General features: G+C 33.7%; 13 protein-coding genes. 5 read left to right on the top strand and 8 right to left on the bottom strand.

Going from position 1 to position 14773, the window contains the following annotated elements:
* Window positions 1-19 precede the first annotated feature (19 nt).
* From Q4Q34_RS04430 to Q4Q34_RS04420, 3 genes are read left to right on the top strand one after another with little or no spacing between them, the layout of a single operon-like run.
* Entirely contained in the window at window positions 20-3160 is a 3141-nt protein-coding gene (locus tag Q4Q34_RS04430) for a SusC/RagA family TonB-linked outer membrane protein (protein ID WP_303318560.1), read from the top strand.
* Between the two features lie 18 nt (window positions 3161-3178).
* A complete protein-coding gene (locus Q4Q34_RS04425; RefSeq protein ID WP_303318559.1) occupies window positions 3179-4642 on the top strand; it encodes a RagB/SusD family nutrient uptake outer membrane protein in 1464 nt (487 codons plus the stop codon).
* A 15-nt stretch (window positions 4643-4657) separates the two neighbouring features.
* Window positions 4658-5362 carry a hypothetical protein gene (locus Q4Q34_RS04420; protein WP_303318558.1) on the top strand — a complete coding sequence of 235 codons (705 nt, stop codon included), beginning with the start codon at window positions 4658-4660 and terminating at the stop codon, window positions 5360-5362.
* A gap of 68 nt (window positions 5363-5430) precedes the next feature.
* On the opposite strand, the gene lspA is transcribed toward Q4Q34_RS04420, so the two are convergent.
* The 5 genes from lspA to Q4Q34_RS04395 all read right to left on the bottom strand — a co-directional run bounded on the left by lspA (window position 5431) and on the right by Q4Q34_RS04395 (window position 10088).
* Window positions 5431-5943 carry a signal peptidase II gene (gene lspA, locus Q4Q34_RS04415; RefSeq protein ID WP_303318557.1) on the bottom strand — a complete coding sequence of 171 codons (513 nt, stop codon included), beginning with the start codon at window positions 5941-5943 and terminating at the stop codon, window positions 5431-5433.
* Complete coding sequence (fabD, locus tag Q4Q34_RS04410) at window positions 5944-6834, bottom strand: ACP S-malonyltransferase (RefSeq protein WP_303318556.1); 891 nt, start codon at window positions 6832-6834, stop codon at window positions 5944-5946. It abuts the gene before it with no gap.
* Window positions 6835-7112: 278 nt separating this feature from the next.
* Window positions 7113-8669: an NAD(P)/FAD-dependent oxidoreductase gene (locus Q4Q34_RS04405; RefSeq protein ID WP_303318555.1), complete on the bottom strand. Its 1557-nt coding sequence runs from the start codon at window positions 8667-8669 to the stop codon at window positions 7113-7115.
* Between the two features lie 236 nt (window positions 8670-8905).
* Window positions 8906-9421 carry a DinB family protein gene (locus Q4Q34_RS04400; protein ID WP_303318554.1) on the bottom strand — a complete coding sequence of 172 codons (516 nt, stop codon included), beginning with the start codon at window positions 9419-9421 and terminating at the stop codon, window positions 8906-8908.
* Between the two features lie 4 nt (window positions 9422-9425).
* Entirely contained in the window at window positions 9426-10088 is a 663-nt protein-coding gene (locus tag Q4Q34_RS04395) for a pyridoxamine 5'-phosphate oxidase family protein (RefSeq protein ID WP_303318553.1), read from the bottom strand.
* 99 nt (window positions 10089-10187) lie between these two features.
* Between Q4Q34_RS04395 and pdxR the strand changes: the two genes are divergently transcribed.
* Entirely contained in the window at window positions 10188-11687 is a 1500-nt protein-coding gene (gene pdxR / locus Q4Q34_RS04390) for a MocR-like pyridoxine biosynthesis transcription factor PdxR (protein WP_303318552.1), read from the top strand.
* A gap of 176 nt (window positions 11688-11863) precedes the next feature.
* On the opposite strand, the gene Q4Q34_RS04385 is transcribed toward pdxR, so the two are convergent.
* From Q4Q34_RS04385 to Q4Q34_RS04375, 3 genes are all read right to left on the bottom strand, one after another.
* Window positions 11864-12346, bottom strand: a complete 483-nt coding sequence (locus tag Q4Q34_RS04385) for a PIN domain-containing protein (RefSeq protein WP_303318551.1) — start codon at window positions 12344-12346, stop codon at window positions 11864-11866.
* Window positions 12336-13115, bottom strand: coding sequence for a hypothetical protein (locus tag Q4Q34_RS04380; RefSeq protein WP_303318550.1), 780 nt, complete (start codon window positions 13113-13115; stop codon window positions 12336-12338). The genes Q4Q34_RS04385 and Q4Q34_RS04380 overlap by 11 nt, the downstream gene beginning before the upstream one ends.
* A 146-nt stretch (window positions 13116-13261) precedes the next feature.
* A complete protein-coding gene (locus tag Q4Q34_RS04375) occupies window positions 13262-14176 on the bottom strand; it encodes a dihydrofolate reductase (RefSeq protein WP_303318549.1) in 915 nt (304 codons plus the stop codon).
* A gap of 281 nt (window positions 14177-14457) precedes the next feature.
* On the opposite strand from Q4Q34_RS04375, the gene Q4Q34_RS04370 reads away from it, so the two are divergent.
* Entirely contained in the window at window positions 14458-14754 is a 297-nt protein-coding gene (locus tag Q4Q34_RS04370; RefSeq protein ID WP_135877230.1) for an isoamylase early set domain-containing protein, read from the top strand.
* Window positions 14755-14773: the final 19 nt, after the last annotated feature.

Below are 14773 nucleotides of genomic sequence, written 5' to 3'. Positions count from 1 at the left end.
CAAATAAACATTTAATTTTATGAAAGTAAGAAACTACTATTTAATTCTAGTGTTCTTGATGATTGGTATGTTATCATCTTTTGCACAAGAAAAAATGGTTTCTGGACGAGTTGTGGATAAAAACAATTTACCACTACCAGGAGCAACAATTTTGATTAAAAACTCCATTAATGGAAGTTCAACAGATTTCGATGGGAATTATTCAATTCAGGTTAATCAAGGAGACATTCTGGTATTTAGTTTTATTGGCTATATAAATCAGGAGATCATAGTAGGTGCGTCAAACACCATTAATGTTACTATGCAGGACGATACAACGGCTCTTGAAGAAGTTATTGTGGTGGCATATGGTTCACAAACAAGAGAATCTATAGTAGGGTCGGTAGGAGTTGTTTCAAGTACTACAATTGAAACGCAACAAGTAACCTCTCCATTAAGAGCATTACAAGGTACTGTACCCGGAGTAAGTTTATTAACAGCAGGTGGTCAACCAGGGAGTAATCCAACGATTAGAATTAGAGGAATATCAAGTGAAAGTTTAGCCAGGGGGCCACTCATTGTTGTAGATGGTGCGCCATTTAATGGTAGTCTTAATACGATAAGTCAGGATCAGATAGAGTCAGTCTCAGTATTAAAAGATGCCTCTTCTTCAGCTTTATATGGTTCAAGAGCTTCTGGGGGAGTGATATTAATTACAACTAAAAAAGGATACATTGGCTCAGCTCCAAAAGTGACATTAAGGTCACAGATAGGGCTGTCTAACCCAGCTGTAGGAGTTCACAATTTAACTGAACCAGAAGATTATTTAAAGCTAACTTGGCAAGCTTTGAAGAATACAAATCAATATGAAAATGGTCAAACTGCTACCGATGCAGCTCAAAACGCAACAAATGGTTTGGTTGATTATTTAGGATATAATCCATATAGTGTTGGAAACCCAATAGATACTAATGGTAATTTGGTAGCAAATGCAAATCTATTATGGAATTCTAACTGGGAAAATGAAATAATTAGAGAAGATTATCTTAGAGTAAATCATAACATTGGTGTCTCTGGAGGTAGCAATAAAACAAGATACTTTATGTCTTTTGATTATTTGAATGAAGATGGTCCGGTAAGACCTTCAGATTTTGAGAGAGTAGCTACAAGATTAAATTTAGAAACTCAGATAAATGATTGGTTTAAGATAGGTCTTAATTCTAGTTTTTCACGCTCTAGTTCAAATAACCCAGATCAAACAAGTGACAGTACAACACAAGCAATTTCATGGATTTATGGGGTGTCAAGTATTTATCCCATATACTTACGTGATGCTAATGGAAATTTAATTAGAGATAATGCCGGAGATCGAATTTTCGATTTAGGAAATGGACTCGTTACTGGTCAAGCAGTAAATAGTACAAGACCAGTTTTTAACGATGATAATATTTTGGCAACTTTAACTTTAGGGAAAGAAAGAAGAGTAAGAACTAATTATTTAGCCAATGTTTTTGCAGAAGTAAATCTTTTTGAAGGTTTAACATTCAAAACGCGATTGAGTTATGAGAATTATCTGTTCGATTCTTTTAGTTTTGATGATGATAAGACAGGTGCTGCAGCTAATGTACAAGGGCGTGTATCGCAAGATCGAGATTTAACAACAACTCTAAATGCGATTCAATCTTTAAACTATAAAAAGAGCTTCGGAAATCACCATGTATCAATTGATGCTATTACAGAAGCCTATACAAATACCCAAGATGATTTATTATCTCAAGGTACTGGATTTTTGCCAGGAGTAGATAACTTAGATAGCAGTACGACACCAGAAAGCGTTGGAGGTAATGTTATTACGGAAAGAATTAATAGTTATCTAGGTCGACTTAGCTATAATTTTAATGAAAAGTATTTTGGAGAGTTTTCAATAAGAAGAGATGGATCTACCCGTTTTCATGAAGACACAAGGTGGGGTAATTTCTTAGCAGGAGGTATGAGCTGGATTGTTTCTAAAGAGCATTTTTTAAGTGAAAGCAATGTCCTTACATATTTAAAACTTAGAGGGTCTTATGGTGAACTGGGAAACAATAGAACCGCAAACCTTTTTCCTTATCAATCTGTTTTTCAAACAGGTTTTGTTAATGAAGGTAACCCAGGTATTTTGCCTGAAGGTGTAGCCGATGTGAATTTAAGATGGGAAAAAATAGAATCTTTAAATATTGGGGCAGACTTCGAATTATTTAATGGAGCCATATCAGGTACTTTAGAATACTATAATAAAGAGTCTGTAGATTTAATTTTAGATAAACCATTACCACGATCTTTAGGTGTAAATAAAATTGTAACAAATATTGGGTCTATTAAAAACTTTGGATGGGAAGCATCGTTACGCTCTATTAATTTCAATACAGAAGATTTTACATGGACTACGGGTATTAACGTGGCACTAAATAAGAACGAGTGGACTAAGTTATCACAAGATCAAATTATAAATGGGTCTAAACGTTACAGAGTTGGCGGCTCTATTTTCGATTTCTTTATCCCAGAATGGGCTGGTGTAGACCCTGCCGATGGTAAAGGTATGTGGTATAGAGATGTATTAGATGATGAAGGTAATGTAATTGATAGGGTCACAACAAAGGATTACAGTTCGGATCCTGATACTAGGGCCACTCGATATGATACTGGGAAATCTTCTTTGCCAGATATAGAAGGCGGGTTTACTTCCTTTATTAGATACAAACAGTTTGATTTGAATGTATTGTTCAATTTTAGCTTTGGAGCTTATTTATTAGATTCAGACTATTCATCACTAATAAACCCTTTCCAAAACCCGGGAGCTAGTGCCCATCCAGATAATTTTGATGCATGGCAAAACCCCGGAGATATTAGCAATTTTCCATTATTATTAGCTAATAACAATGATCATGCTTCCCGTTCAACACGCTTCTTGTTTAAAAATGATTATGTAAGATTGAAAAGTTTAACATTTGGTTACAATCTTCCGCAATCAGTAATTGAAAGAGTAGGATTAAGCAAGTTAAGGTTGTTTTTACAAGCAGATAATATCTTAACCTGGCAATCCCATAAAGGAATTGATCCAGAACAATCATTTAACGGTGTTGCCAATAGTAGGTCTCCATTATCTAAAACAATAACGTCTGGTATTATTTTAGAATTTTAAAACCAAAAAATTAAAGAAATGAAAATATATAATACATCAAAAAGCACAAAATTTCTACTGGTTTTAATGGTAGTCTTTTTGTCTAGTTGCTCAAAAGAGTTTATAGATGAGCCTCAGAATACGGCAGGCCTTCCAGAGTCAATAGTCTTTTCAGATAGAGAAATTGTACAGTCTTTTATAACAGGTATTTATGATAGATATAAAGGGCAGTGGGATGATGATTTAACAGATGGTGAAAATACTTCAGATCCAGATACAGGGGGCTTATATGCCATGTATTTTGCGAGGACAGTTAAAGGAAATGACTTAATCCTAGCACCTACATTTTATAGGTTTGATTATGCCCATGATAATAGACTGCCTACTTTTAGAAGAACAAGTTTTACGTGGACTTTTAATTACGAAATAATTAATTATGCTAATGTATTAATTAATGGATTAGCAAATAGTAGTCTCGATGATGCGACGAAAAAAGAATTTACTGCTGTGGGGAAAGCCATAAGGGCATTTCATTATTTTCAAATAGCCTTAGAGTTCGCTCCTAATTATAATACAGATAGGACGAGCTCTAGAATTCCTATTTATACAGAACCAGCTACAGGGTCTTCAGCTGGTAACTCTCCAAGCCCATTAACCGATGTTTATGACTTAATATTGTCTGATCTTAAATCTGCAATTCAGGATTTACCTGAGGAAAGGCTTGGTAAAAGTTATATTAATAAAGCTGTTGCTAATGGGATATTAGCTAGAGTTTTATTAGTCACTCAGGATGATTGGGATTTAGCCTCTGCTGCTGCTAAAGCAGCTTATGGAGGTAATGCGACAACGGCAGTGGTATCTTCAAATTGGGGTAATGGGTTTAATGAATTATCGGATCAAGATTGGCTATGGGGACATTTTCAAAATGGTACAAACGAAAGCAATTTTTTTTGGATGGCACCTCATGTATTCACAGATCATTTAACAGCATCGCTTCAAAACACCTATATAAATACAAATTTCAGAGATGAGTTTGCAGATACCGATGTTAGAAAGCTGTTTCAGGATATTTATAATTCAGCAACACCTTACAGAGAATTCGTGACGACTAAGTTTGTTTTTACGTTTGCATCAGATGTTCCTTTAATGCGAAAGTCTGAAATGGTATTAATTGATGCTGAAGCTCAATATAATTTAAATAACGAATCTGGAGCTAGGGATTTACTTTTTGCATTACAAAAAGATAGAGATCCGGGAGCGACATTATCCACCAATTCCGGAAGCGATCTGATGGATGAGATTTTACTGGAAAGACGCAAAGAGTTATATGGCGAATTAGGTATTGAATGGTTTGATGCCAAAAGATTAAGTAGGCCTATTAATAGAGACGCTGTACATAGGGTAATTGTGAATGTTCCTGCTGATAGTGAATTGTTTTATTTAACTATTCCACAGTCAGAAATAGATGCTAATCCTAATATGGACGAAAGTATAAATCAATAATTAATAAACTTAGTTATGAGAAAAACAATCTTTTTATTTTTATCAATACCACTATTAGCTTTTTATAGCTGTGATAGTGACGATCATAATATTATTAATTATGTGTCTTTTGAATCGACGTCTTATGATTTTGGAGTAGACATACAAAGTAGTAATTCTAATGACATTAAAATTTATACAACACGTATTTCAAATGTAGAAAGAGTATTTAACATCAATATAGAAACAGATATGTCAACTGCCGATCCAGCATCCTATACAGTTCCTGGATCTGTTTCTGTGCCTGCGAACTCTAATGAAGGCGTTTTTACAGTAAATATATCAGATTTGAATATTGGAGTAGAAGGAGAAACACTAGTACTTTCTTTTAATAAAGAAGAAGGCTTGTTTATTGGAGACCCCATAACATTTAATATTAAACAGGTTTGCCCATACCCTGAAACCCAACTGGATATTGCATTTGATGACTTTGCACAAGAACAATATTGGGAGTTGTATGATTCTAGCGATGTTTTATTGTTTGAAGGGGGGGCGTACCCAGAAGGAACGACAAAATTTAGTAGAACGTTTTGCCTAGAAAGTGGCACTTATAAAATTTTCATGGGCGATACTTATGGAGATGGAGGAGGATCATATACCATGACTAACAGCGGGAATGTATTAGTTACAGGTGATGGAAATCATGGTTTTGGTGAAGAAATAACGTTTCAGATAAATTAAATTCTAACAAAAACTAACTAAACTACTTACTATTAATTTAAACCGAGAATTTGATTTCTCGGTTTAAATTATTCAACAATTTTCTTCTTCTTAAAGCTAGCAATAACTAAAATAATCATGCCTGTGGTTACTGATAAATCGGCCATATTAAAAATACCTGTTTTAAAAACACCACCTAAATCGATAAACAAGAAGTCAGTAACTTTTCCATATACAATACGGTCATAAACATTAGCTAAACCACCCCCTATAATACTTGCAAAAGCAAAAAGAGAAAATGTATCTAAGCTTTTGTCTTTGAAAATATGACGCAATACAAATCCAAGTACTACTATAGGTAAAATAAGTAATAAGATAATTCTAAGTGTAGGATTTAAATCACTACCCATGCCTAAAAAAGCACCGGTATTTTCTACATTCATCATAATGAAAGTATCACCTATTAAAGAAATACGCTCACCAGGATGAATGTCGGTTCGTAAATCAATATTAGCTCTAACAAGTACTTTCGAAATTTGATCGACAGCAATAGTTAAAATGATAACTAATAAAATATAAATAGAGCGTTTTGATAATTTCATTTAGTTATTTTCAAAAGTTGCAGAAGCTGTTTCAGCTTCTCTATTGATTTTCTTCACCAAGCCTTGTAAAACTTTACCAGGACCAACTTCGGTGAATAAAGTAGCGCCATCTGTAATCATTTGCTGTACAGACTGTGTCCAACGTACAGGAGCTGTTAACTGAGAAATTAAATTCGTTTTTATAGCCGTTTCATCTGTAACAGCATAAGCCGTTACGTTTTGATAAATAGGACAGTTAGGTTTGCTGAATGTTGTATTTTCTATAGCGGCTGCCAACTCTTCACGGGCAGGTTCCATTAACGGAGAATGGAAAGCACCTCCAACAGGTAACACTAGAGCACGGCGAGCACCTGCATCTTTTAAAGATTGGCATGCATCATTAATGGCATCAATCTCTCCAGAAATCACTAATTGCCCAGGGCAGTTATAATTTGCTGCAACGACAACACCGTCAGTCGCAGAACATATTTTTTCAACAATATTATCTTCCAAACCTAAAACGGCAGCCATGGTACTTGGTTGTAATTCACAAGCTTTTTGCATAGCTAGAGCTCTTTGAGATACTAATTTCAAACCATCTTCAAAATTCAAAGCCCCATTGGCTACTAATGCAGAAAATTCTCCAAGAGAATGCCCCGCAACCATTTCTGGTTTAAAAGTATCCCCTAAAGTTTTTGCTAGAATTACAGAGTGTAAAAATATAGCAGGTTGTGTTACTTTGGTCTCTTTAAGGTCTTCAGCAGATCCTTCAAACATAGTATCTGTAATTGTGAAACCAAGAATATCGTTTGCTTTTTCAAATAATTCTTGAGCTAAAGGAGATTTTTCATATAAGTCTAAACCCATTCCTGAAAATTGAGCGCCTTGACCCGGAAATATATATGCTTTCATGTGCTTGTATTATTGTTTTTTAAAGTACATATAACATTCATTTAATGAGTTTCTGAGGTACAGAAGTTTACTTAAGAATGTTTTATGTTGATTGGTTTTTTAGTGCTGCAAAAGTATAAATAAAATCTTTAAAAAGATATAAGATCGTTTTGAAGACTCAGAACTGCTAGAAAATAGAAACAAGACTTAATTTTGACTTGATTAGAAGAATATTGAATCTTATTTAATAAGACGTCTATATTCTTGTTTCCGAAAGTGAAGCGGTCTTATTTTTAATATTATAAACCACTAACAGCAGCTTCAGCACAACGTTCCCCGTCCATAGCAGCAGATATAATACCACCTGCATATCCACCACCTTCACCACATGGGAAAAGATTAGAAACTTCAGGATGTTCTAATTGTTCGTTTCTTGGGATGCAAACTGGCGATGAGGTTCTAGATTCTACCCCAACAATGTTAGCTTCAGAGGTATAATAGCCTTTCATTTTTTGTCCGAAAGCTTGAAACCCTTTTCTAAGCCTACTCCCTATTAATTTAGGTAATAACGAATGCAAAGGTGCAGATTTTAATCCTGGCTGATAGGAGGTCGGGTTTAAATCTTCCGATAGTTTACCTTCAACAAAATCGGTAAGCCTTTGCGCTGGTGCCACCTGGCTTCTTCCACCCGAAGTAAAAGCTAGTTTTTCTAAGTTTTTCTGATACTCTAAGCCTTTTAAAACGCCAAATTTTTCATATTTATGTAAATCGGCCACCGCATTAATTTCAACAACGATACCAGAATTCGCATACAGATTATTTCGTTTAGAAGGGGACATACCATTAACTACAACTTCACCATTAGCTGTTGCTGCCGGTACTATAAATCCACCGGGACACATACAAAATGAATATACTCCTCTGTTGTTTATCTGGTTTACTAAACTATATGAAGCTGCTGGGAGTAATTCGTTGCGTTCTCCACTGCAATGATATTGTATAGAGTCTATAATATGCTGTGGGTGTTCTACCCGAACCCCCATAGCGAATGATTTTGCTTCTAAGGCTATTTTCTTTTTATGTAATAAATAAAAGATATCTCGAGCAGAATGCCCTGTAGCTAAAATAACCCTGTTTACAGCTATTTCTTCACCATTTTGAAGTTGAAGTGCTTGAATTTTATTGGCCTTTATGATGAAATCTGTGACTCTGGTTTCAAAGTGTACTTCACCACCATAATTTAAAATGGTTTCTCTTATGTTTTGAACCACTTTTGGTAATTTATTAGTACCTATATGTGGATGGGCATCCACTAGAATTTGATCGGTAGCACCATGAAATACTAAGTTTTCAAAAATTCGGCGTACATCACCTCGTTTTAAACTTCGGGTATATAATTTTCCATCGCTATAAGTACCAGCACCACCTTCACCAAAGCAATAGTTGGAATCTTCATTAACAAAATGATCTTGATTTATAGCTTTTAAATCCCGTCTACGGTCTTGAACATTTTTACCGCGTTCTAAGACAATAGGCTTATAACCCAATTCAATACAACGCAAAGCAGCATACATACCAGCTGGACCAAACCCAATAATATGAACGGGTTTGGCTTTTGAAACGTCTTTGTAATCAAATTGATAATCAGACGTTTTTGGCAATGCTTCTCTAATATAAACAGCAACTTTATAGTTGAAGATAATTTTTGGTTTTCGAGCATCAATAGATTTTCGAAGGACTTTAATACCTGTAATATCTTCTTTATCTATATCTAGCGCATATGCCGATTTTATTATTAAAATATCACTGCGCTCTTCGTCTTTAAGTGAAATACGAAGCTGAATCTCTTTTACCATGACGCAAAATTACTCAAATTTAAGAGAAGATTTTGAAAAAGAATGCGATGCTTAAAAGCTGCCGTAGTATTAAAGTTTACTTATTAGTAAAGCAGCGTTCATTTAAAATCTTAAAATGATGCTTCCACTGTCACACTGAGTGTAGTATAAGGGTTTGTCAAGTACTTCTTTTGATACGTTTCGACTGCGCTCAACGTGACAAGTATGATATGTGTATAAACAAGTTAACCAAATAATCAAGTTAAAAAGTAGCGCTCATTTAAAACCTTAAAATGATGTTTTGCATGACCAATAATAGTAAACCCAAGAGCCAAGGTGTTTATTTTAGTTTCAGAACTCATACCAGCTCGATGAAGCATGTCTTCATTAAAACTTTCGAATAAAGGAACTGTCGATTGCCTTACTAATCTAAACTCTTTTAGTAAATCTTTAATGCTTCTATGGTTTGCATTTGAATTATCCGCATACGTATTTTCATCAAAACTCAATAGTGCCTTTGGTTCTAATCTGGAGATACACAAGGCTCTGTAAGTAAGGATTCTTTCGGTATCGATAACATGTTGAAGCAATTCTTTAGGCGTCCATTTATTTGATTCGTACCTATAGTCTTGATATTGAATCAATCTTTCAGAAATGGTTTCAAAAATGGTTTCATTAGTCTTTAAGCCATCTATTAAATGAGTGTTATCATCAATTAAAGCGATGTACCTATCAAAGAAATTTGGAATGAATTTTAAGTCGGATTTTTTCATTGTTTTAGGCTTTATTCTTTTTGTAATAGGATACCACATGCTTAGGAGTTCTTATTTGTCTAGGTAACAAGGCGTCTTTAACAGGAAGTTTTGCTACTTGTTTTAGTGGTATAACACCCGCCCAGATAGGAAGGTCTAAATCACTTTTCTCATCTAATACGCCCTCATCTCTAATTTTGGCGGATGCTGTTTGTATTTCCATTTCAACAACGAGTGTGCTATTAAATTCTTTAAGATTCATAGGTCTTAGCGTATCCCAACGCCCTGGAATCATATGATCTACAACACATTTTAAAGCGGCTTCTTTTTCGGCTCGGTTTTCAACTTTGGTAATACTTGTAAATAGTGTTGCCGATCTGTAATTTACAGAATGATGAAATCCAGAACGAGCTAATATGAGCGCATCTAAATGCATAATGGTCATACTCGCTTCTTTAGCCTCTAAGAGCGCTAGCAGCATTCTGTTTTTTAGAGAACCATGTAGGTATATTTTGTTGTCTATTCTACCATAAGCCATGGGTAGACAAATAGCTTTTCCATTGTAGTTGTAGCCTACATAACCCACAAATCCTGCGTCCAGAATATTGTTTATTTGTTCGACATCATAAACGGCTCTTTTAGGGCCTCGTTTTACCTGATTTAGTTCTGATGTTGTGTAAGTTGACATAACTGTTCGATTTTGATTGATGTTTGTTATTTAAAACAAATTTAGTAAGTTTATGGATTGTCATATTCATCCAGAAATCATTTTTTAAATAGTCCAGTTATGATTCCTTATAAAACCATTATTAAAATTGACAGAGCTGGTAAACAGCCTGTTTATATTCAGCTTACGAATCAGTTTATCGATTTAATCAAGAAGCGAACTCTTCCACCACGCACAAAATTACCAGGAAGTAGAACATTGGCAGATTTAATTGGGTTACACAGAAAAACGGTGATCGCTTGTTACGAAGAGCTTACATTGCAAGGGTGGATAGAGAGTATTCCGAAAAAAGGGACGTTTGTTCATAAAGACATTCCAATATTACAGCAACAAGATTGGATTAAAGAAACTACTAGTAAAAAGGATGATAAGGCAGGATTCACCTTTAAGCAAACTCCTATTTTAGACCGAAAATTTCCGCAAGATTATGCAGATGATTATATGTATGTTAATGATGGTGTTTCAGACGAAAGATTGATGCCTATTAAAGAATTATCGATCATTTATAGAAAAATTGCGAATAAGAAACGTACCCTTAAATATATGAATTATGGAACGACTTATGGTAATCCGGAATTAAGAGAAACCTTGGTCTGTTATTTAAATGAGACTAGAGGGTTAAATATTACCAAAGATAATATTCTTATAACCAGAGGAAGTCAGATGGGGATGTTCTTAGCATCTCAGTTATTGGTTGAAAATCAGGATTATATTATAGTAGGAGAAACTAATTACAGCTCATCGGATACAACATTTGAATATGCAAATGCTAAATTACTTAGAGTTAAAGTGGATGACCACGGACTGAACACTCACGACATAGAAAAGCTATGTAAAAAATATAATGTTAAAGCTGTTTATACCACGCCACACCATCACCACCCAACTACTGTTACACTTTGTGCAAAACGGAGAATACATCTTTTAAACCTGGCGAAAACCTATCGTTTTGCTATTCTGGAAGATGATTATGATTACGATTTTCATTATAATCATGCGCCTATTTTGCCTTTAGCAAGTCATGATACCTGCGGGAATGTTATTTATGTAGGCTCTATTTGTAAAACGGTAGCGCCTGTTTTTAGAGTGGGGTATTTAATTGCTCCCAAAACATTTGTGGATGAATGTGCCAGGTTACGACGTTTTGTGGATAGACAGGGCGATGCTATTTTAGAATTAACCTTTTCTAATTTTATTAAAGAGGGGAGCTTGGACAGGCATATTAAAAAGGTCATTAAAATATATAAAGCCCGTCGTGATTTATTTTGTAAACTCCTTAAAGAAGAATTAAGTGATTATTTGTCTTTTGAAATTCCCAAAGGCGGTATGGCACTATGGGTAACTTTGAATAAAAAGTATTCGTGGGATATGGTTACAGAAATTGCAAAACATCATAAATTAATTATTCCAGAGTGGCAACGTTATGATATAGCAAATACGAAGCATAATGCTATAAGAATAGGGTTTTCATGTTATAATGACACTGAAGCGAGAGAATTTGTTAAGCGGTTTAAGAAAACGATGGTGGTTATTGATGGGGAAGAATCTTTTAGCAAGTAGTTTGAGAATCTAGGTTTATAAGAGTTTGAGGAGTCGTTTAACGTGATTATTTATGGTTAGTTGAATTGGGACTAAAGATAGCAAAAAGAAACAGCGTGAAGGGAATTCTGCGGAATTTCTCGAGAAGACATTATCCATCATCGAGCAATTACTTAGCGTTGTTGTAAAACGTATTTTTATAAATCTAAAATCCCGAATGTTTCTGTATATGGAACATCAATACTAATTATATCGAATTTTGGGTTAGTTTCTTTCTTTAATAAAGCCAAAGTGTTTTTTGAACGAACGTCAGAAGTTACGAAATAACTAATAGTTTTATCTAAATCTGATTGAGCAAAAAGTTTTGAATCATTAGGAATTATTGCCCGAGGCGATAATTTTTCCACACTAATTTTGTTTTCCGTAAAAATAATTTTGGCAAATTCACCTGTTTTTTTGGCGTCTTTTAAGTTAAACGGAACAATTTGAACATTTTTTAGAGGTAAATCTTCAAGTTCTCCAAGAACACAATATTCCGCAATACTGATTGTAGAAACTTTTAGTGCTATTTCATTTTCCAAGAAATATTTAAAATAACCAACAGCGTTTGAATGAAGTGGATCCTCGTCATTAAGAAGTCGAATAAAAAAACTTGTATCTAATAAAACACTATGCTTCATATCCACCTCTTAAATTTAACAACCATTCATCAGGATTAATGTTATTCCAGCTTTTTTTTGCTTTTTTAATTAGTGAATTCAGATAGTCGCTATCGAATTTTGGGTGATAATCAATTAGTTCTAATAAAGAAAGTGATTTTGTGTCAATTTCACCAGTTTCAATATTTTGTTTTCCACTTGCTCTAACACCAAACTTTTTATAAAGTAAATTCTCTTCTCTCTCCTTTAAAAATTCCTCTCCAGTTTCAATTGATAAGTATCCATAATCTTGAGTATCTAAATGGATATTAGCTTTACTTTTTCCTCCTGCATCTTTTAGGATACCATAAAAGTAGAATTCCGCTTCAACCCAAATATTTTCTGTTCTAAAATATTTAGTTGAAGGGCTTATCGTTAATTCATAGTCGTCTTTGAGAGAAGTTTTTATTTGAAATTCGTAATTTTTCTGACGCGATAAATTTTGAATATTTTCAATTGCTCTCGCTGTTTTTAATTCCAGAAAATCTATAGATTCATTGACTTGAACTTGACCTAATACAGCACTAAAACCTATTACTGTTTGAATAGTTGTTTTAAACAAATGTTTGACAGAACCTTCTTGAATATCATAAGTAATGATTGGTCTATCTTTCTTATTATTAGGATAAAGTAAGTCCTCGACATTTTGCAAAATCGTTGCAATATGCTTAATATCGTAGTTGTTAGGATTTAAACTTTGATTACCTGATTTCCCAACAACTCGGATTTCTATGTCTCCAATTTTTTCCACAATTCAAAGATACAATTATTTTAATATGGTTTATTGGATTGTTTTTTCCAATATGTTTTCCAACGACTTAATACGAAACCATTTTAATGTTTCATATTTCATGTTAAACGAAGTTAGTTGAAAATTTCACAAAATCAAGCCTTGATCTATACCCTCTCATAAGTTAAAAACGAAAACTCATGCTTATGGTTTTCATCTTTAGTATGAAATACATTAGCTGTTTCTTTCCAAACCGATGCATCTATTTCAGGAAAAAAAGCATCCGCCTCAAAATCTTCATGCACGCGTGTTAATTCTATTTTATCTGCTACAAGAAGGGCTTGTTTGTATATTTCACCACCCCCAATGATGTAAGGTTGCGGATCATTTTTAGCAGCATTAATGGCATCTTCTAAACTGTTAACTACAATAACACCTTCGGGTGCTTGATAATCACTTTGTCTTGTAATAACGATATGCGTTCTGTTCGGTAAAGGCTTTGGGAAACTTTCAAATGTTTTTCTCCCCATGATGATATGATGACCATTAGTGAGGCTTTTAAAGCGTTTTAAATCATCACTTAAATGCCAAATCAATTTATTGCCTTTACCAATAGCATCATTTTCTGCAGCAGCAACTATAATAGTAAGCTCCGATGTTTTTTTCTTTTTGTTTAAAGATTCATTATAATGTTCGCTTTCAGCAATAATAGGTGCTTCTTTTTTAAGCTCATTTTTTAACTGCTCTATTCTTAGTTTTTGTTGAATTATTAATTTGTCTAATTGTTTTTGCTCCCAGACTTTTCCCATGAATTTATGGGTTATAAACACATTAAATACATGATAAAGGAAAAAGAAGAGCCAAACAAAAATGGCAGATAAAAACCATTCTTTATCAAAAGGTCTAAAGTCTTTACCTATATCTAGAACGGTATTGGCTATAATTATAAATATAGAACCAATTAAAAAAAGTACGAAGTGAAAGTACAAACGTTTCTTCTGTTTAATACGTTTTTGAGCATTTTGAATCAATTCTAATTGCTCTTTATCTATTTGAGGCTGTTCTTTCTTTTTTCCAAACATAAGTATCTAATAACAGATGTAAAGTTATAATATTTTGTTGAATTTTTTATGTTTTAGAATGAAATCGTTTTTGTTTTAAAACCACTGGTAATCAAGTGTAAAACAAAAAGTTGAGTTTGGCAATCTCATAAATATGGCATGGATATTTTATGTAGTTTAAATAAATGTAAAGCAATACTTATCAAATTGATAATTCTTTTTGGTTTCCTAGATTAGATATAAACAGATGCAAAATTGTTTTATAAATTTGCTGTATAAACAACACACAAATAAACAACACAATGGCAATTACAAAACAATATTTAAAAAGCAAACCAGTTTGTAAAGTTACCTTTTCTGTACCAGCTAAAGAAGCAAATGAAGTAACCGTAGTTGGAACTTTTAACGAATGGAATACAAAATCAACAACACTTAAAAAACTAAAAAACGGTACCTTTAAAGGGACAGTAGATTTAGAAAAAGATAACTCTTATGAGTTTAGATATATTGTTGATGGTACTTACATCAATGATGAGCAGGCAGATGCTTTTGCCTGGAGCGATTATGCATCGGCTGAAAATGGTGTATTAAACGTTTAGTTAAATCCAACCTTAGTAT

It is taken from the genome of Flavivirga abyssicola, assembly GCF_030540775.2.
Taxonomy (GTDB): domain Bacteria; phylum Bacteroidota; class Bacteroidia; order Flavobacteriales; family Flavobacteriaceae; genus Flavivirga; species Flavivirga abyssicola.
Note: the sequence above shows the minus strand (reverse complement) of the source record. Positions and strands in the feature narration are given on the sequence as shown.